Raw genomic sequence first — 19,080 nt, 5'->3', positions numbered from 1 at the left:
GCAAGCCTCTTAATCAGCCGTTGTTTCAAAAGCGCTATAGCGCTCGCTGTAGATTGCTGCCCAGGCGCTCAAAACACAGCACCATGATGAGTAGACCTAGCCCAGGAAATACCCCAAGCCACCAATAGCCGCCCGTTAGGTAACGCATGGCGTCAGCCAGCAGTACGCCAACAGCGGGTTGGCTAGGGCTTAGGCCAAAGCCTAAAAACGTTAACGCCGCTTCGTGCAAGATTGCGTGAGGAAATAGCAGCAAAGCGCCGATCAGACAGTGGGGACGTAGGTGAGGTAGTAAATGGCTATACAGCACACACCAGCGTGACTTGCCTAGCGCACGGGAAATACGCACGTAGGGCGCCTGGCGTAAGTGCAGCAGTTCAGCGCGCAGCACGCGGGCTAAGCTAGGCCAGTGGGTGGCGGCAACTGCGATAATCACTGCCTGAGTGCCTCCGCCAAGAGCAAAGGCGATGAGCATTAATAGAATAAGATGCGGCACGCTAAGCAGCGTATCTATCAGCAGGCTGACCAGGGCATCGAGACGCCTAGACATCGTGGCCAATGCCGCCAGGCTTAATGCAATCAGCGTGCTCAGCAGCGCTGCTAGGCAGCCTACCCAAAAGCTAATGGAAAGCCCCGCCAGAGTGCGCGCCCACAGCTCTCGCCCTAGCGCATCGGTACCAAACCAATGAGCAAGGCTCGGCGATGCTAGCCGTGCATCAAACTGCATCTGCTGGGGAGTGTCTCCCAGCAGCCACTGGCTGGCGATGAGCCCCATAATGAGCAGTAGGGTGATGCCAGCGCTGAGCAGGGCGCGCAGGCGCGGCTGATGGCGGATCATAGGTCACCCAGCTTGATGCGCGGATCAATGACGCCGTAAAGGCTATCGGCCATTAGATTGCCAATGCTGACAAATAGGGCGGTAAAAAGCGCAATGCCTAGTAGGAGCGGAATATCGCTGCGCAGGCCAGCGGCCACCGTGGCCTGACCCAGGCCAGGATAGGCGAATACTTGCTCAATTAAGATAGAGCCGCCAAACAGCTCGCCCAGGGATGCAAACGCTAGCGTCATTGCCGGTAAGCATGCATGGAGTATGCCGTGTCGCCACGCCACATCAAGTCGGCTAGCGCCTTGGGCGAAGGCATGGGTGGCCACTTCTGAGCGCATAAATTCAAGCATGCGATGGCGCGTGTGCAGCGTTATATTGGCGATGCCCAGCAGTGCCAGCGTGGCGATTGGCAGCACGAGATGATGCAAGCGCTGAGCGAGCGACACTTGCTGACTCAAGATGCCGGTCGGGCCTGCGCAACAAGTGGGCGTCCAGCCCAAAAATACCGAAAACAACAGTACTGCGAGTATCGCCAGCCAAAAAGCGGGGGTAGAGGCGGTGATATAGGCGTAAGTGCGGATGATCTTATCCAGCGTTGAGCCCTCTTTGGCGCCTGCCACAACGCCCAGGCTAAAGCCTAGCAGTGCTGACAATAGCCAGGCGCCGCCGAGTAGGGCAATGGAGCGCTGAAAGCGCTGGCCGATGACTTCGCTGACCGGCTGGTTATACACATGACTCCAGCCTAGGTCGCCGCTCAATAGTTGGCGCAGCCAGTGACTAAACTGCACGGCAGGCGGCGCGTCAAACCCCCAGTGCTGGGCAATTAGCTCGCGCTGTTCAGGGCTAACCTGAGCCATTTGGGGGCCTAAGTAGGCATCAATGGGATCAATTGGCGAAGCCATCATCAGTCCAAATGACACCAATGCCACGCAGAGTAATACCAGTGTGAGGCGCGCTAAACGCTTGGCTATTCCCTGCGCTAATTCCTGCGTTATGAAATTAATTAGTCGCACGTCCAGCGCCATTCAAGCAGATTGCTAGTGATCGGCCAGCCGTGCCCATGGGGGGCGATGCCCAGCTCACCCACATCCAAACAGCTGTTGGTAAAGTAGACATGCTCAAGATTGACTAGCCAAGCCCAGCTAGCATCACCGCGAACGCCGTAGCCTGTTGTGCCGTCCCACTGGGCTGCGCGCCAGTAGTCGTTGGCTTGTGCAACGCTGTCTGCCGCTTGGGCGGCGTCAAGGTTCGCATCAACCTCAGCATTGGCGTAGAAACCGCTATTATAGAAGCCGTTGCCCGCATGCTGGCTGTGGAAAAGGTAGTAAATCTCTTGCGGACTATGGCTGCCAAAGCCGAGCATGATTGCATCCTGGTGCAGCGCATCACGCTTGATTTCATCCCAATGACGGCCGGTGGGCTGCATGTCTATGCCCAAAGAGCGAACCATCTCAGCGCTAACTTCCGAAAGTAGCTGCCGGGTAGTGTCACTTGAAGGGTAGGTGAGCCTGAAACGTGCAGGCAGGCCATCCTTATGGCGCACGCCGTCATCGCCCAGCCCCCAGCCTGCGTCGTCGAGTATCTCGGCGGCGAGGGCAAGATTTGGTGCTGCTATTTGCTCTTCTTTCGCGCTCCAAGGCAGGCCATCGGCTGGGCCAAATGCCGGCCGACCAAACCCATGAAGCGCCACATCGACCAACGTGTCGCGGTCAACGGCTAAATTGATTGCCTGGCGAATGGCAATGTCAGCGGTGACGTCATTGCCAATGGGCGCCCCAGAGGCCGCTTGCTCGCCATTCACTGTCTGCGTGGGAAAAAGAATGCCGCGGTTATCGACACTTTGCATGATGGTCCGGTTCATATGCGCCGGCAGGTTGGAGGCCAGTGCGGCAGGGATCGCGGCGATATCTACCTGGCCCGCATGGGCGGTGCTTAGAGTGGTATCCTCACCGGTAAATAGAAATATCAGTCGTTCAAAGGTGGGTTCGGGGCCGTAGAAATAAGGATTGCGTTCAACAATCAGCTGCTCGCCTTCCTGCCATTCAACCAGTTGATAAGGCCCAGAGCCGATAGGATGCCGGCCATAGCGCTCGCTGTAGCCGTTGTCACGCTCGGCGCTGGGCACGATGCCGAGTGTCAGCAGCTGGTCGATAAACGTTATACGCGGAGCCTGCAGGCGTAGCGTAACGGTAAGGGCATCAAGCGCGGTGGCTACTTCAAGGGCGCTTAGATCGGCCCGGCCACCTGCGCGTGCCGCTGTGTTGAAGGTATAGGCAACGTCTTCGGCGGTGAGCGCCGTGCCGTCAGAAAAGCGGGCATCGTCGCGCAGAGTGATTGTCCAGGTAAGCCGGTCGTCAGAAAGCGACCACTCGGTGGCAAGCTCCGCCTGTGGCGATAGGTCCTTGTCACGCGAGAGTAGCGTCGACTGAAACAGTGGATTGCCGTACTGCCCCCAGCCCAGCAGCGGGTCAAAGCCTTGCTCGGGCTCTCCACCAATCGCCAGGATTAACTGCTCTTTTGCCTGTGCGCCACCGGTGACAGCTAAACAACTTAGCGCAATACCCAGTAAGATAGGTCTAAATGGCCTAGCCATCACTTGATCCTTTATGCCGTCAGTATGATGTTTTTACAATAACATCATACTGACAGTGTCGTCAGCATGTGAACAGCCAATCAGCAAAGGGGGCGTGAATGCAGCGTGTAACGGTAACGCTTGACCAGGAGCTTCTCGCAGAAGTCGATACGCTAATGCATGAGCGTGGTTACCAGAATCGCTCTGAAGCGATTCGCGACTTAACGCGCAGCGGTTTAAAGCAGGTGAGGGAAGAGGCTGCGCCTGATGCGCCTTGTATGGGTGCGCTGGTGTATGTTTATGACCATGCAGCCCGGGAGCTGTCTAAGCGTCTAACGCGTCACTCACACGACCACCACCACCTGACGCTTTCAACGTTGCATGTGCATATTAATCATGACAGCTGCCTTGAAGTTGCTCTGCTCAAGGGCCAGGGGAGTGCGTTAAAGCAGTTTGCGGCCGAAGTGATTTCATCAAGAAGCGTTCGTCACGGGCAGCTAGTGCTAATCCCCAATGATAAAGAAGCTTAACCAGGGGTTCCTTAATCATAGGCATAAAAAAAGGTGACCCAAGGGTCACCTTTTTTGATCGGTATCGCGAGGCACTTAGTGCTCAACGCCACCTTCACCATGCACGTGGCCGTGCTCAACTTCATCAGCGCTTGCTTCGCGTACTTCAGCGATTTCAACGTCAAAGTTGAGGTTCTGACCAGCCAGCGGGTGATTGCCATCAACAACAACCGTATCGCCTTCAATCTTCTTGACGGTAACCATTAGCGGGCCGCCTTGAGTCTGGGCTTGAAACTGCATACCCGGCTCGATGCTCTCAACGCCTTGGAAGGCATCGCGAGGTACTTCTTGCATCAGCTCTTCTTGCAGCTCGCCGTAGCCTTCGGCTGGCGATACTGCAACGTTAAGTTTTTCGCCCGCTGCACGACCTTCTAGCTCTTTCTCAAGACCCGGAATGATGTTGCCGGCGCCATGGAGATAGGTAAGCGGCTCACGGCCTTCAGAACTGTCAAGCACCTCACCTGCATCATTAGTCAGGGTGTAGTGGAATGCGACAACAGCATTTTGCGCAATTTGCATGGAATAACCTTTCGGTGAGTGCATGTCCCAATATGGTAACGCGTGTGTGCTGGCTTGTCAGGGGGGTAAGAGCGCTTTTTCCTCTCTAAGCCTTTAGACGGTGTTGCGCGTTAGGGTGACCAGGGATACCCTACGACCATCACTTTTTCCTTTGCCCTATTATCTTTGGAGCACTCAATGACGATTTTGTTTATTTGGCTCATCGCTTTTTGCCTGATTGCTTATTTTGTCAATCAGCGCTGGAACAACGGCGTTAGTCAGGGGTTAGATAAGGTATTGCCCGGCTTTTTGAAAAGCGACGGTGACAACCGTTACCTGTGGGTGATCACGCTAGCGGTACTGGGCGCAACGACCCTGGTGCAGCCAGTTGAAATGCTGCTGGTAGCGATACTGCTAGGTCTTATCGGCTGGGGCGTCTCGGCGCTAGTAGGCTGGGCCGGCAACAAGGCTAACTTTTAAGCGTCGCTTGGTAGCACTCGATAAAAAAGCCCGGCCATCAATGATGGCCGGGCTTTTTGCTAACGTTAAGCGGCTAGTGAAAAATCGCCTTCAATGGCCGTCACAATACGTTAGTAGGGCGCAACGCTCATGTTGCCGCCGTTACCAATCAAACGTACACGCTGGCCCGCTTGGAAGGGATGATCCGCGCGTTGTACAACGACCACATCAGTGCCGTCATCGCGACGAATTTCCATTTCTAACGCCGCTACCCGGTTAGCACTGCCTTCCGCTGCAGTGCCTGCTACTGAGCCACCCAGTGCGCCGGCAACGGTGGCTAGCTGGCGTCCTGAACCGCCACCAATTTGGCTGCCCAAAAGGCCACCGATGATAGCGCCGCCACCGGTACCCAGCAGCCCGCCCGCACGGCTTTCAGCCTGGATCTGTACCTGACGAACCGCCACGATCGTGCCGTAAGTCACGTTTTGACCTGTTTGCGCTTGGCTTCCGCGATAGACATCGCCAGAGTAACCAGATGTATTGGCACAGCCTGCCAGCGTAAGAATGCTCATTGCGGCAACAGGTAGAAGAATACGTTTCATTAAAACCTCCAAGGTATATCTATTTGAATAACTATCTTAAATAGCTGTCTTGAGTAACTGTCGCCCGTATAGCTGCTACCAACAGGTAGACAAAGGATGGATCGCAGTTATAGAACAGTGTTCGTTAAAGATAGCCGATACTAGCGCCTTTGACCAGCTATCGTCTAAAAAGATCAATGCGTAAAAATAATAGCCTATCAATAGCTTAACCAAGAGTGTAACAGCGTATTAAGAAAGTAGTGTGCAAATACTACACGAGAACTAAAACAGAAGGCCAGAAGGCCTCCTGTTATAAGCTCCGATAAGCGTATGAATGCATCAAGCGTCTATGATTAGCCAAACTGATTCATGGTGTTGTCTTTGCCACCGGCTTTGAGCGCGGCATCGCCATGGAAAAACTCTTTATGATCATCGCCAATGTTGGAACCAGCCATGTCCTGATGGCGAACCGTGGCAATGCCTTGGCGGATTTCTTGACGCTGGACACCTTTCACGTACGCCAGCATGCCTTCCTCACCGAAGTACCCTTTTGCCAAGTTGTCAGTCGATAGGGCGGCGGTATGGTAAGTAGGTAGCGTGATTAGGTGGTGGAAAATACCCGCATCGCGAGAAGAGTCACGCTGGAAGTTGCGCGTCCATTCATCGGCCAGTTGGCCAAGCTCGGTGTCGTCGTACTCGGCGTTCATCAGTTTTTCACGCTGATACGCCGCCACGTTTTTACCTTCTTCTTGCCAAGCATCAAACACCTGCTGGCGGAAGTTGAGCGTCCAGTTAAACGAAGGTGAGTTGTTGTAGACCAGCTTGGCATCCGGCACCACATCACGGATACGGTTCACCATGCTCGCAATTTGCCCAACATGGGGTTTTTCGGTTTCGATCCACAGCAGATCAGCACCATTTTGCAAGCTGGTGATGCAGTCCAGAATAACGCGATCTTCGCCAGAGCCTGGCTTGAACTGATAGAGGCCTGAGGCGAGTCGCTTAGGTTTGACCAGCTTGCCGTTCTGTTTGATGACGACATCGCCGTTGTTGATGTCGGCAGCGTTTTCAATTACATCGCCGTCGATGAAACTGTTGTACTGGTCGCCAAGATCACCGGGTTCATGGGTTACGGCAATTTTTTGCGTCAAACCGGCGCCCAATGAGTCGGTGCGCGCCACGATCACGCCGTCATCGATACCCAGCTCTAAAAAGGCGTAACGCACGGCGTTAATTTTGGCCAAGAAGTCTTCATGGGGAACGGTGACTTTGCCGTCCTGATGACCACACTGTTTCTCATCAGAGACTTGGTTTTCCAGTTGGATACAGCAGGCGCCCGCTTGGATGAATTTTTTGGCCAGTAGATAGGTAGCTTCCGCATTACCAAAGCCTGCATCGATATCGGCAATGATCGGCACAATATGCGTTTCATAAGCGTCAATTTTACTGATCAGTCGCTGCTTTTCGCCACTGTCGCCCGCGTCTTTAGCATCGTCCAAAGCGCGGAAAAGGTGGTTAAGTTCCCAGGCATCGGCTTGTTTCAAGAACGTATAAAGTTCTTCAATGAGATCCGCGACCGAGGTCTTTTCGTGCATCGACTGATCAGGCAGTGGGCCGAACTCGGAGCGCAGGGCGGCGACCATCCAACCAGAAAGGTAGAGGTAGCTACGTTTAGCGGTACCAAAGTGTTTTTTGATCGAAATAAGCTTCTGCTGGCCAATAAAACCGTGCCAGCAGCCAAGCGATTGAGTGTACTGCGCAGTGTCCGCGTCATAGACGGCCATATCTTCACGCATGATTTTAGCGGTGTAGCGAGCAATGTCGATGCCGGTATGAAAGCGGTTTTGAACCCGCATTCGGGCGGCGTACTCAGGTTTAATGGCTTCCCATTTGCCGCCCTGTGCTTCACGTAGTTGGGCCATGGCCTTGATATCGTCGAGTAGTCCTGACATGAGCTTACCCTCTTTAATGATGGCTTGAGTCGTAATGGTCTTGCGCAAATTAGCAACGCATTGCCGTAACGCTGCAGTGCAACAACTATCGACGAGTATGCTTAATTCAACAATTGACACTTGGGTGCACAGGGCGTTGTAACCCGACGACAGCGGGGTAGCGGAAAGGAGGGTTTCTGGTGGGTTTAGGTAGTTGTTTTTTGCCAAACAGGTATAAAAAAGCACTGCCGAGGCAGTACTAAAGGTTGATTACGGCGGCTTGTTACGTCAGTGAGAGCGTCATATCGCGATGTGGGATGCCCGCATCCATATACTCATCGCCGTGAGCGACGAAACCTAGCCGCTCATAAAACGCCAGCGCATGAGCCTGGGCACTAAGCGCTACCTGAGAGTGGCCCGCATGGCGTGCCGCCTCTATCGCCGCCTTCATTAGCAGCACCCCAATGCCGGTGCCTCGGGCGTTAGCGAGCACGGCAACGCGACCAATATGCGCATCCGGCAGCAGCCGGGCGGTGCCTGCTGGCTGCCCGTCAAGCGTGGCTAGAAAGTGCAGGCATTCAGGATCAAGGCCGTCCCATTCCTCTTCCTGTGGCACGCTTTGCTCGTCAATGAATACCCGGTGGCGGATCTCACTGGCAGCCGGGCCAAGTGTTTCCCAATCGCCAGAGGTTATATGGGCAATCGCCATTAATACTCCTCGTCGTCGCCTTCATCGCTCATAAAGCCGAGGCTGCCGGTGTTAACCAACTGCGTAATCAGCGCTGCTGCACCGTCAATTTCAAGGTCTTCGGCGTAGAGCGGGGTTGCGTCAGCCAAGCGCAGGGCTAGCTCAGCAGAGCAGGCGTGGCTGTCGCCATCGACAAACAGCGTGGTGCCGCCTGCTTCGCTGCGCCAAGCAAAGCGCGAGCCGGGCATGTGATAAAGCGGTTCGCCGTCTTGTAGTTGAGCAACAAGCGCCGCTTCGGTCAGCGGTGTTTCAAGCGGCACCACTTGATCGACATATTTTGGCTGGGTCATTACGCGGCCAAACCATTGCGCTATTTGCACCGGGTTATCGAGTGTCGACACAATCAACTGACGCATACGCTCAATGGCTGCATCATCCAGCTCGCCGGTCAGGTTTGCAGGCACCATGCCCGCATCGCTATAGCGCTGGGATGCGGGAAGCTGTTCGCCCAAAAAATCCGCATAGGACGTGATGGCTTCGTCAGCAGAGGGCGCGCGAAAGCCGAGCGAAATAGTCATGCAATCATCGCTTTGACTGACACCGTGGTGCGCCCAGCCGGGGGGAAGATACAACATGTCGCCCGGTTCAAGCACCCAGTCGGAGTCGGGCTCGATGGTGAATTCTTGCAGGATACGCAGATCAATGCCTGCAATGATCGGAGCATCTTCGGTTAATTTGCCACCTAACTGCCAACGGCGGTACCCGCTGGCCTGAAGCAAAAAGACATCGTATTGATCAATATGCGCGCCCACGTTGCCGCCAGGAGGTGCATAGCTGATCATGACGTCATCAAGGCGCCAGCGCGGTAGAAAATCAAACTCGTCCATCAGCGCTGCAACGGCGGGCACGTAGTGGTCAACCGCTTGAACCAGCAGGCTCCAGTTAGTTTCCGGCAGCCGTGCAAAGGTGGCTTCATCAAAGGGGCCGTGAGATACCTGCCAAGGGCCGTCAGGGCCTTCTTCCTCGACTAGGCGAGCCTCTACGCCAGGCTCACAGGCCAGCCCCGCCAGTTCGTCGGCCTCAATGGGGCTGATAAAGTCTGGCATGGCGCCACGAATCAGCAGCGGTTTTTGCTGCCAATAATTGGCTAAGAAATCTGCGGCGGTAAGGTCGCCCAGAAGGGTTAGCGGCTTATCGTGATGGTTCATGGCGTATCCTGTCGTGCTGGAGAAAGAGGTGGTCGCAGCAAAGGGCGTTACAAGGAGCCGAGCTTTTTTGTCAGCGCTTCGGCCTGTGCCTGAGCGTTGCCAATGTAGCTTGCCGGTGACAGCGCTTTCAGTTCGGTTTTGACATCATTAGGTAGTTCAAGAGAGTCAATGAACGCGGCAAAACCGGCCTGGTCGATACGTTTGCCACGCGTTAACTGCTTAAGTTTTTCATAGGGCTTTTCGATGCCGTAGCGACGCATGACCGTTTGGATCGGCTCGGCGAGCACTTCCCAGCTGTTATCCAGGTCGGCGTCCAGGCGCTCTGGGTTGGCTTCAAGCTTGCTGATGCCTTTTAGGCTGGCGTGGTAAGCAATTAAACCATACGCCAGGCCCACGCCTAGGTTACGCAGTACGGTGGAGTCGGTCAGGTCGCGCTGCCAGCGAGAAATAGGCAGTTTTTGAGAAAGATGGCCAAGTATCGCATTGGCGAGACCCAGGTTGCCTTCAGAGTTTTCAAAATCAATCGGGTTAACTTTATGCGGCATGGTGGAAGAGCCAATCTCGCCTTCAACCGTGCGCTGTTTAAAGTAGCCCAGTGAAATATAGCCCCATACGTCGCGATCAAAATCGATCAGGATCGTGTTGAAGCGGCACATGGCATCAAACAGCTCGGCAATGTAGTCGTGTGGCTCGATCTGAGTGGTGTAGGGATTGAACGTCAGTCCTAATCCTTCCACAAAGGTGCGCGCGTTGGCTTCCCAGTCGACTTCAGGGTAGGTCGTCAGGTGGGCGTTATAGTTACCCACGGCACCGTTGATCTTACCCAGTATCTCCACTGCTTCAATCTGCTTTAGCTGGCGCTTAAGACGGTACGCCACGTTTGCCATTTCTTTACCCAGCGTTGTGGGCGTGGCGGTTTGACCATGGGTACGCGACAGCATCGGCTGGGCAGCATGGGCAATGGCCAGTTTGGTAATGTGGTCAGCCACTTCATGCATGGTGGCCAGCATGGCCTTAAGGCCGTCGCTAAGCATCACGCCGTAAGAAAGGTTGTTGATGTCTTCGCTGGTGCAGGCGAAGTGAATGAACTCGGTAACTGCATGCAGCTCGGCCTGATCCGCAATCTTCTCTTTAAGGAAGTACTCAACCGCTTTGACATCGTGATTAGTGGTGCGCTCGATTTCTTTGATGCGCTCGGCATCGTTGAGCGAGAACTCGGTAATCAACTGCTCAAGAAACGCCGTCGCATCAGTGGATAGAGGCGGCACTTCAGTGATTTGAGCTTGCTCGGCCAGGCGCTGTAGCCAGCGAACTTCCACAATCACACGGGCGCGGATCAGGCCGAATTCGCTGAAGTGTTCGCGCAGGGCGGCAGCTTTAGAAGCGTAGCGGCCGTCAACGGGGGAGAGAGCGGTCAAAGCGGAGAGTTGCATGGCATCGTTTCCAGGTGGTTCGAGAGCAGGTTGTTCAAACAAACGGTTCAAAAACAATCGGTTCAAAAGAAGTCAGCTAATTAATGGCATTGGCCGCCTAACTGAGGCTGTCCAGCGCGCGGCGCAGCGCCTTGCGTTGGAACACAAGCCTCCAGCGCCGCCCGCCTTGCTGATGCCATAATAGCCCAAAACGGATGCCGCCCATTAAGCAGGCGCGTACGCGTTCGGGCATCATGCGGCTTTGCAGCAGCGACGGGTCGCCCTGCACCACAATGCGGGTTTTAAAGGTCGAGAGCGTCTCTTGATACGCTTCGCCTAGGCTGGCAACGACGTTTTCGTGGGTAGAGCCGAAGTGCTCGGCCTGCCCCTGAATGCGCGTTAATTTTTGGCCGAGCGAATCCACCATCGCATTATTGGTGCGCAGTTTATTCATCAGCATGAGCAGTGAAAAGCCGTAGCGCAGCACGACAGGATTGGCCTGTTTGCGGCCCACCAACGCTTCTAAGGTTTCCAGGCCACGGCGAAGATTGTTCGGGTGCCCACCATAGATGGCTTCGAAGCTCGGTGGGTTAGTATCCACCGTGGCTTCAATGAGCGTGTCCCAGGCGCGCGTGTCGACCTGGCCGGTGCGAGCAAGTTCGTCCACCAGGCTGGCGGCTTGAAAGACGCCTGCCAGGGCTAGCGCTTGGCGCACGGCGGGGGAGTCTGGCGCACGGTGAATCGGGGTGGTGGGATTCATGCCGCGGCCTCCGCGTCTTTTTTCCAGATAGCGCAAATAACACCGCCGCCCAAGCAGATATCGCCATCGTAAAGCACCAGCGACTGGCCTGGCGTTACCGCCCATTGCGGATCATCGAAGGTAACCTCGACGCCGCCGCTGGGTAGAACGCGCATTTCACAGCCACAGTCACTTTGCCGATAGCGCGTTTTGGCGGTAAAACGGCCTTGTTGAACCGACGGCTCGCCCGCCACCCAGTCCATGGCCTCGGTAGCTAGCGAATCAGAGGAGAGCAAAGCATGGTGCTTGCCCTGCACCGCGATTAGTACGTTGCGCTCCAGGTCTTTAGTCGCCACGTACCAGGGCTCCTCCGAGTAGTTGGCAAGCCCGCCAATACCTAACCCCTGGCGCTGACCAAGGGTGTAGTACATCAGCCCCATGTGCTCGCCAATCACATCACCTTCCGGCGTTTCTATGCAACCGGGCTGCGCGGGAAGATACTGCTGCAGAAAATCGCGAAAGCGGCGCTCGCCGATAAAGCAGATGCCGGTGGAGTCTTTTTTCTTGGCGGTAATCAGGCCGTGCTGTTCTGCGATAGCGCGTACTGCAGGCTTTTCAAGCTCCCCAACGGGAAACAGCGTGCGTGCAATGGCGGCTTCTGGCACCGCATGTAGAAAGTAGCTTTGATCTTTATTGCCATCCAAGCCTTTTAGCAAACGAGGGCGACCGTTGCGCTGAGCTTCGCGCACATAGTGGCCGGTGGCGATTTTATCGGCACCCAGCATTTCGGCGTATTCAAGAAACACCTTAAACTTGATTTCCCGGTTACACAGAATATCCGGGTTGGGCGTGCGGCCTGCTTTGTATTCGGCTAAAAAGTGCTCAAAGACATTATCCCAGTACTCTGCCGCAAAGTTTGCGGTATGCAACTTAATACCCAGCTTTTCGCACACCGCCTCAGCGTCAGCAAGATCCTCTTTGGCCGTACAGTAATCGGTGCCGTCGTCCTCATCCCAGTTTTTCATAAACAGGCCTTCCACCTCATAGCCTTGCTGCATGAGGAGAACGGCCGAAACAGAAGAATCGACGCCGCCGGACATGCCGACAATGACTTTGCCGCGAGTGGCTGGCCCAGGCATGGACATCGTCGGCGCGGTGGAATCAGTGGATGACCCGGTTTGAAATGACATAGGTATCCTTACAGGAGCGGTGGTGTGCAACAAAAATAGGCGTATGTAAATAATGAGCTGCAATTGGGCGGAGATTATACACGATGGGGAAGGGCTTTGATTGCTTCACTCACGAATCACTGTCAGCGGATAACAGCACCCGCTTATAGCGTCCTCAATGCGCTGCAGCACTAGCGGGCTACGTAGTCGTTGCTGCTGGTTTAGCGCACGTATTTGCTCAAGCGTGAGCCAGTGAGCGGCGATAATGTCAGGGTCTAGGGCGAGGTCGAGCTGATCAAGTGGCTCAGCCGTAAAGCCGTGGCTGTGAAATGTTTGCCCGCCATTGGCATGAAAAACGTAGAGCCCCAGGTAGCCGGTGAGCGACACCTGCCAGGCCGTCTCTTCCTGCACTTCTCGCAAAATAGCCGCGATGGGGCCTTCGCCGGCTTCGATATGCCCAGCAGGCTGATTAAAAACGCTGGCGGGGCCGTCGCGCTGTTCTTCCACCATCAAAAAATGCTCGCCGCGCTGAACCACGCAGGCCGCTGTACTGTGAATTGCACTCACGTTGGTTTTCGACGCTTTGCAGCGGGTTGTACGCGTTTTCGCTGAGGCGAATTGGCTGGTCGGGGCGCGTGTAGCGTTTCTTTACGCCACTCGCCGGGGGCAAGGTCGCCTAGCCGCCAGGGGCCAATTGCTGCGCGAATTAAGCGCAGCGTTGGAAAGCCGACGTGAGCGGTCATGCGCCGCACTTGGCGGTTACGGCCTTCGCTAATAGTGAGTTCCAGCCAGCTGGTCGAAGGATGGCGTCTGGGGTCGATGGCCGGCTGGCGTGGGGCGGTCGTGGGTGGCTCAATACGGCGTGCCTTGGCGGGCTGCGTTGGGCCGTCTTTCAGCGTGATGCCCTGGCGTAGCGCTGTGAGCGCAGCATCGTCTATTTGCCCCTCAACCTGAGCCCAGTAGGTTTTAGGCTGTTTGTGGCGCGGGTGCGAGATGTGGTGGATGAGTTCGCCATCGCTGCTGAGCAGTAGCAATCCTTCGGAGTCGTAATCCAGCCGCCCAGCCGGGTAAATGTCTTTCACATCAATATATTGTGCCAATGTTTGGCGTCCTTCGCGGTCGCTAAACTGGCTCAATACTTGAAAAGGCTTGTGCAATAAATAGAGGTTGCTCATGACATCTCTTTATCCATTTCTTGATTCGCTGCCCTGGCGTCTTGGCGTATCACTCATGCGTAAAAAGTGCAGCGCTGGTATACTCCGGCTACTTGCTGGGGCGCCCACCATTAAGCGCACGCTCCGCTCAAGATTTCTTGCAATCGTAGTGACAAGAGAGGTTAACGCAAAAATGACCAAAACGCCGAAGATCATCTACACGCTCACCGACGAAGCCCCAGCGCTTGCGACTCACTCCCTGCTGCCGATTATCGACGCATTTACCGATTCTGCGGGCATTAAAGTAGAGACTCGCGATATCTCCTTGGCTGCGCGGATTATCTCTCAATTTCCTGACTATCTGAGTGAAGAGCAGCAGATCGACGATCATCTGGCGGAACTTGGCGAACTGACCAAGACCCCTGAAGCTAACATTATTAAACTGCCTAACATCAGCGCGTCTTTGCCGCAGCTGAAGGCTGTTATCAAAGAGCTACAGCAGCAGGGTTATAAGCTTCCTGATTACCCGGAAGCGCCGCAGAGTGATGAAGACAAAGACATTCAAACGCGTTACGACAAAACCAAAGGTAGCGCCGTTAACCCTGTGCTGCGTGAAGGTAACTCTGACCGTCGTGCGCCGCTGTCAGTTAAAAACTATGCCCGCAAATACCCGCACCGCATGGGCGAGTGGAGCAGCGACTCTAAATCTCACGTTTCACACATGCGTGATGGCGACTTTTATGGCAGCGAAAAGTCAGCACTTATCGAGCATGCAGGCGATCTTAAGATTGAACTCGTGGCAAACGATGGCAACACGACGGTGCTCAAGCAGAAAACGGCCGTGCTTGCCGGTGAAGTTGTTGACGGTGCTGTGATGAGCCGTAACGCGCTGCGCCGCTTTGTTGCTGAAGAAGTTGCGGATGCAAAAGCGAAAGATGTGCTGTTCTCGCTACACCTTAAAGCGACCATGATGAAGGTTTCTGACCCCATCATGTTCGGCATGGTGGTGACTGAGTTCTATCAGGACGTGCTAAGCAAGCACGCTGACGTTCTCAAGCAGGCCGGGTTCGATCCCAATAACGGTATCGGCGACCTGTATTCAGCGATTAAAACGCTGCCTGAAGAGCGTCAGACGCAAATTCAGGATGAGATCCAGGCGCTTTATGCCGAGCGCCCACGCTTGGCCATGGTGAACTCGCATAAAGGTATCACCAACCTGCACGTGCCTAGCGATGTGATTATCGATGCGTCGATGCCTGCGATGATTCGCGACTCCGGCAAAATGTGGGGCGCCGATGACCAGCTTCACGACGTGAAAGCGGTGATTCCGGATCGCTGCTATGCCGGTATCTATCAGAGCGTGATCGAAGACTGCAAACAGCACGGTGCGTTTGATCCGACCACTATGGGCAGCGTGCCTAACGTAGGTCTGATGGCGCAAAAAGCCGAAGAGTACGGTTCTCACGATAAAACCTTCCAAATCGCCGTAGACGGCACGGTGCGTGTCACCGATTCCAGCGGCAACGTAGTGCTTGAGCACAGTGTTGAGCAGGGCGATATCTGGCGTATGTGCCAAACCAAAGATGCGCCTGTGCGCGATTGGGTCAAGCTGGCCGTTAACCGCGCCCGTGAAAGCGGCACGCCCGCTATTTTCTGGCTGGACGCCCAGCGTGCCCACGATGCTCAGCTGATCAAGAAAGTAGAAAGCTACTTGAAAGATCATGATACCGACGGCCTGGATATTCGTATCATGACGCCAGAAGAGGCGATGAGCTTCTCTCTGGCGCGCATCCGTAAAGGCGAAGACACAATCTCCGTCACCGGTAACGTATTGCGTGACTACCTGACCGACCTGTTCCCGATTATGGAGCTGGGCACCAGCGCGAAGATGCTTTCGATCGTACCGCTAATGAACGGCGGCGGCTTGTTTGAGACCGGCGCGGGTGGTTCTGCACCTAAGCATGTGCAGCAGCTGCTTGAAGAAAACCATTTGCGCTGGGATTCACTGGGCGAGTTCTTGGCCTTAGCCGCGTCTTTGGAGCATCTGGGCAGCACCTTCGATAACGCTCGTGCAACCGTATTGGCGAAAGCGCTTGATCAGGCTAATGGCAAATTCCTGGACAGCAATAAATCGCCTTCACGCAAGGTGGGTGAGCTCGACAACCGTGGCAGTCACTTCTATCTGGCGCTTTACTGGGCACAGGCGCTGGCTGAGCAGAATGACGACGCTGAGCTTAAAGAGTTGTTTGGTCGTTTGGCAGAAGCACTGACGTCCAAAGAAACCGCTATTTTGGATGAGCTGAACGGTGTTCAGGGCCAGTCTACCGATATCCGTGGCTACTATCACCCTGACCACGCGTTGACTGAGCAAGTGATGCGCCCCAGCAAAACGCTAAATGCAGCGTTAGCTATGGTCGCTAAGGGCTAAGCGTACGCGTTGATTTAGCCTGTGAACCCCCGTCCGCTTGGCGGGCGGGGGTTTTTGCATTGAGCCCTCTGTTCTCTGTTACACCCTGTGATATCTTAATTTTTCATGAACCCTTGCTGATCGGCAGCGTCTGAGACGTATTATTAATATTCCTCAGGCTCTTCCATCGATCAGCGTCGAGACAACTCATTGTGCTGCTTATGTCCAACCTAGAAAGCCCATGCTTGGCCTCTTTCTCCGTGAAAGCCGGCGCATCGCGGCCAAATATGCCTGATGAAGACGGTGATATAGCGGTTCAGTCAGCGGAACCCGCGCTGGCGCAGCCGCCGCTTTATAAAGTGGTGCTTCATAACGACGACTACACACCGATGGAGTTCGTTATTGAAGTGCTGCAAGATTTTTTCAACATGGATAGCGAGAAGGCCGTTCAGGTCATGCTTGCGGTACATACCCAGGGAAAGGGCACCTGTGGCGTGTTTACTCGTGATATAGCTGAAACCAAAAGCTATCAGGTAAATGAGTACGCCCGGGAGTGTGAGCACCCGTTGATAAGTGATATTGAGGCCGCCAGTTAAAAAGTGTGAGAAAAAATTGGCGGTGAGGCTTGCAACCGTGCCATTTGTACCCGATGTTGAGAGTACTGGTCGATTACACTGATCCGACGCAAGTCCTAGGTGGCGACACGCCCTAGGAAGTAGCGAAAAGGGGACTGCCATGCTGAGCAAAGAACTTGAAATGACCCTGAACACGGCCTTTACCGTGGCGCGCTCTAAACGCCATGAGTTTATGACCGTTGAGCACCTGCTGCTCGCGTTGCTGGATAATGCCTCCGCGGTTGACGTGCTGAAGGCTTGCGGAGCTAATCTCGACAAGCTGCGCTCCGATCTGCAGGATTTTATTAACTCGACCACGCCGCTTATTCCTGAAGGGCAGGGTGATCGCGAAACCCAACCCACGCTCGGTTTTCAGCGTGTTTTACAGCGCTCCGTTTTCCATGTTCAGTCATCGGGTAAGAGCGAAGTGACTGGCGCTAACGTGCTGGTAGCGATCTTCTCTGAGCAAGAAAGTCAGGCCGTATACTTCCTTAAGCAGCAAAGCGTTGCCCGTGTTGATGCGGTGAATTACATCGCGCACGGAATTTCAAAAGTTGCTGGCCACGGCCCTTCGCCTTCTCCTTCTTCAGAAAACGATGATGTGGAAGACGGCGGCGGTGAAGGTGCAGCGCATCCGCTTAATGGCTATGCCACCAATTTAAACGAGCAGGCGCGGCTGGGTAAAATTGACCCATTAATTGGCCGTGATCATGAGCTTGAGCGCGTCGTGCAGATTTTGGCGCGCCGGCGTAAAAATAACCCGCTGCTGGTAGGCGAGGCGGGCGTGGGTAAAACGGCGATTGCAGAAGGCTTGGCGAAGCGTATCGTTGAAGAGGATGTGCCCGATGTTATTGCCGATGCCGTTGTTTACTCATTGGACATGGGCGCTCTGCTTGCGGGCACCAAATACCGCGGCGATTTTGAGAAGCGTCTCAAAAGTTTGCTGAGTGAGCTTCGCAAGCAGCCCAACGCCGTGTTGTTCATTGATGAAATTCACACGGTCATCGGTGCTGGCGCTGCCTCCGGTGGTGTGATGGATGCATCGAACCTGCTCAAACCGCTGCTTTCTTCCGGCGAGCTGCGCTGCATTGGCTCGACGACGTTCCAAGAATTCCGCGGCATCTTTGAGAAAGATCGTGCTCTGGCGCGGCGCTTCCAAAAAGTGGATGTAATGGCGCCATCGGTAGATGACACTATTAAAATCCTTAAAGGGCTGCGGTCGCGCTTTGAAGAACACCATGAATTGAAGTACACAGACGCGGCGCTGGAAAGTGCAACGCGCCTAGCAGATCGCTATATCAATGATCGCTACCTGCCCGACAAAGCGATTGATGTTATTGATGAGGCGGGTGCTCATCAGCGGCTACTGCCGCCAGAAGTGCGTGCTAAAACGATCGACGTTGAGCAAGTAGAGGCGGTGGTTGCTTCAATTGCGCGCATTCCGCCTAAGAGTGTTTCAAGCTCAGACCGCAAGCAGCTTGAAAAACTTGATCGTGATTTGAAAATGCTGGTGTTCGGTCAGGATGAGGCGATTGATAGCCTTTCTGCGGCCATTAAGCTCTCGCGAGCCGGTTTAAAGTCACCTGACAAACCCGTGGGTAGCTTCCTGTTTGCAGGGCCGACAGGCGTTGGTAAGACCGAAGTGGCCAAACAGCTTGCCCATATCATGGGCATTGAGCTGGTGCGCTTTGATATGTCCGAGTATATGGAGCGCCATACCGTATCGCGGTTGATTGGTGCGCCTCCGGGCTATGTGGGCTATGACCAAGGCGGTTTGTTAACCGAAGCCGTGACCAAGCAGCCGCACTGCGTACTGCTGTTGGATGAGATTGAGAAGGCGCACCCGGAAGTCTTCAATCTGCTGCTGCAGGTTATGGATCATGGCCGCTTGACCGACAACAACGGACGTCAAGCTGATTTCCGTCATGTTATCTTGATCATGACGTCTAATGCCGGGGCTGAGCAGGCCTCGCGTCGTTCGATTGGTTTCCAGCATCAGGATCACTCGACCGATGCCATGGAAGTCATTCGACGCACTTTCACTCCCGAGTTCCGCAACCGTTTAGATGGCATTATCCAGTTCCGTGCACTGCCTGTTTCCGTGGTGCGTAACGTGGTCGATAAGTTCTTGATCGAGCTACAGGCACAGTTGGATGAGAAGCGCGTACAGATGGATGTGGACGACACGGCCAGGAATTGGTTGGCGGATAAAGGCTACGATCCTGATATGGGCGCACGCCCAATGGCGCGTCTCAT

General features: G+C 54.7%; 18 protein-coding genes. 5 read left to right on the top strand and 13 right to left on the bottom strand.

The window, feature by feature from the left end; all coding sequences use genetic code 11:
• Positions 1–34: 34 nt before the first annotated feature.
• Genes ACTH5D_RS10345 through ACTH5D_RS10335 form a run of 3 tightly spaced genes read right to left on the bottom strand, consistent with a single transcriptional unit; the run spans position 35 to position 3,416 of the window.
• Positions 35–835 carry an ABC transporter permease gene (locus ACTH5D_RS10345; RefSeq protein ID WP_441670896.1) on the bottom strand — a complete coding sequence of 267 codons (801 nt, stop codon included), beginning with the start codon at positions 833–835 and terminating at the stop codon, positions 35–37.
• Entirely contained in the window at positions 832–1,848 is a 1,017-nt protein-coding gene (locus tag ACTH5D_RS10340; protein ID WP_441670894.1) for an ABC transporter permease, read from the bottom strand. The genes ACTH5D_RS10345 and ACTH5D_RS10340 overlap by 4 nt, the downstream gene beginning before the upstream one ends.
• Positions 1,827–3,416, bottom strand: coding sequence for an ABC transporter substrate-binding protein (locus ACTH5D_RS10335; protein WP_441670892.1), 1,590 nt, complete (start codon positions 3,414–3,416; stop codon positions 1,827–1,829). Before ACTH5D_RS10335 ends, ACTH5D_RS10340 begins: the two co-directional genes overlap by 22 nt.
• A 98-nt stretch (positions 3,417–3,514) precedes the next feature.
• On the opposite strand from ACTH5D_RS10335, the gene nikR reads away from it, so the two are divergent.
• A complete protein-coding gene (nikR, locus tag ACTH5D_RS10330) occupies positions 3,515–3,925 on the top strand; it encodes a nickel-responsive transcriptional regulator NikR (protein WP_441670890.1) in 411 nt (136 codons plus the stop codon).
• Positions 3,926–4,000: 75 nt separating this feature from the next.
• On the opposite strand, the gene ACTH5D_RS10325 is transcribed toward nikR, so the two are convergent.
• The gene (locus ACTH5D_RS10325) at positions 4,001–4,483 is read right to left on the bottom strand and encodes an FKBP-type peptidyl-prolyl cis-trans isomerase (RefSeq protein ID WP_441670888.1); all 483 of its coding nucleotides are present in this window, start codon (positions 4,481–4,483) and stop codon (positions 4,001–4,003) included.
• A 177-nt stretch (positions 4,484–4,660) separates the two neighbouring features.
• Between ACTH5D_RS10325 and ACTH5D_RS10320 the strand changes: the two genes are divergently transcribed.
• Positions 4,661–4,942: a hypothetical protein gene (locus ACTH5D_RS10320; protein WP_441670886.1), complete on the top strand. Its 282-nt coding sequence runs from the start codon at positions 4,661–4,663 to the stop codon at positions 4,940–4,942.
• Between the two features lie 110 nt (positions 4,943–5,052).
• On the opposite strand, the gene ACTH5D_RS10315 is transcribed toward ACTH5D_RS10320, so the two are convergent.
• From ACTH5D_RS10315 to ACTH5D_RS10275, 9 genes are all read right to left on the bottom strand, one after another.
• Entirely contained in the window at positions 5,053–5,523 is a 471-nt protein-coding gene (locus ACTH5D_RS10315; RefSeq protein WP_441670884.1) for a glycine zipper 2TM domain-containing protein, read from the bottom strand.
• 332 nt (positions 5,524–5,855) lie between these two features.
• On the bottom strand, positions 5,856–7,454 hold the full coding sequence (locus tag ACTH5D_RS10310) for an isocitrate lyase (RefSeq protein WP_441670882.1): 1,599 nt from the start codon (positions 7,452–7,454) through the stop codon (positions 5,856–5,858).
• A gap of 262 nt (positions 7,455–7,716) precedes the next feature.
• Complete coding sequence (locus ACTH5D_RS10305; RefSeq protein ID WP_441670880.1) at positions 7,717–8,142, bottom strand: GNAT family N-acetyltransferase; 426 nt, start codon at positions 8,140–8,142, stop codon at positions 7,717–7,719.
• The gene (locus ACTH5D_RS10300) at positions 8,142–9,329 is read right to left on the bottom strand and encodes a JmjC domain-containing protein (protein ID WP_441670878.1); all 1,188 of its coding nucleotides are present in this window, start codon (positions 9,327–9,329) and stop codon (positions 8,142–8,144) included. Before ACTH5D_RS10300 ends, ACTH5D_RS10305 begins: the two co-directional genes overlap by 1 nt.
• Positions 9,330–9,376: 47 nt before the next feature.
• Positions 9,377–10,762 (bottom strand): adenylosuccinate lyase, encoded by a 1,386-nt coding sequence (gene purB, locus ACTH5D_RS10295; protein WP_441670876.1) that lies wholly within the window; start codon positions 10,760–10,762, stop codon positions 9,377–9,379.
• A 97-nt stretch (positions 10,763–10,859) separates the two neighbouring features.
• Positions 10,860–11,501 carry a high frequency lysogenization protein HflD gene (gene hflD / locus ACTH5D_RS10290; RefSeq protein WP_441670874.1) on the bottom strand — a complete coding sequence of 214 codons (642 nt, stop codon included), beginning with the start codon at positions 11,499–11,501 and terminating at the stop codon, positions 10,860–10,862.
• On the bottom strand, positions 11,498–12,625 hold the full coding sequence (mnmA, locus tag ACTH5D_RS10285) for a tRNA 2-thiouridine(34) synthase MnmA (protein WP_441670919.1): 1,128 nt from the start codon (positions 12,623–12,625) through the stop codon (positions 11,498–11,500). Before mnmA ends, hflD begins: the two co-directional genes overlap by 4 nt.
• 150 nt (positions 12,626–12,775) lie before the next feature.
• A complete protein-coding gene (locus ACTH5D_RS10280; protein ID WP_441670872.1) occupies positions 12,776–13,216 on the bottom strand; it encodes an NUDIX hydrolase in 441 nt (146 codons plus the stop codon).
• Positions 13,213–13,824 (bottom strand): pseudouridine synthase, encoded by a 612-nt coding sequence (locus tag ACTH5D_RS10275; protein ID WP_441670870.1) that lies wholly within the window; start codon positions 13,822–13,824, stop codon positions 13,213–13,215. Before ACTH5D_RS10275 ends, ACTH5D_RS10280 begins: the two co-directional genes overlap by 4 nt.
• A 172-nt stretch (positions 13,825–13,996) precedes the next feature.
• Between ACTH5D_RS10275 and ACTH5D_RS10270 the strand changes: the two genes are divergently transcribed.
• The 3 genes from ACTH5D_RS10270 to clpA all read left to right on the top strand — a co-directional run.
• A complete protein-coding gene (locus tag ACTH5D_RS10270) occupies positions 13,997–16,231 on the top strand; it encodes an NADP-dependent isocitrate dehydrogenase (protein ID WP_441670868.1) in 2,235 nt (744 codons plus the stop codon).
• 266 nt (positions 16,232–16,497) lie between these two features.
• The gene (gene clpS, locus ACTH5D_RS10265; protein WP_096281381.1) at positions 16,498–16,806 is read left to right on the top strand and encodes an ATP-dependent Clp protease adapter ClpS; all 309 of its coding nucleotides are present in this window, start codon (positions 16,498–16,500) and stop codon (positions 16,804–16,806) included.
• Positions 16,807–16,945: 139 nt separating this feature from the next.
• Positions 16,946–19,080: ATP-dependent Clp protease ATP-binding subunit ClpA (gene clpA, locus ACTH5D_RS10260; protein ID WP_441670865.1), on the top strand; the 2,135-nt coding region annotated here is incomplete at its 3' end.

The organism is Halomonas sp., assembly GCF_052095695.1.
Classification (GTDB): Bacteria; Pseudomonadota; Gammaproteobacteria; order Pseudomonadales; family Halomonadaceae; genus Vreelandella.
This window is presented reverse-complemented; position numbering and strand designations above follow the sequence as displayed.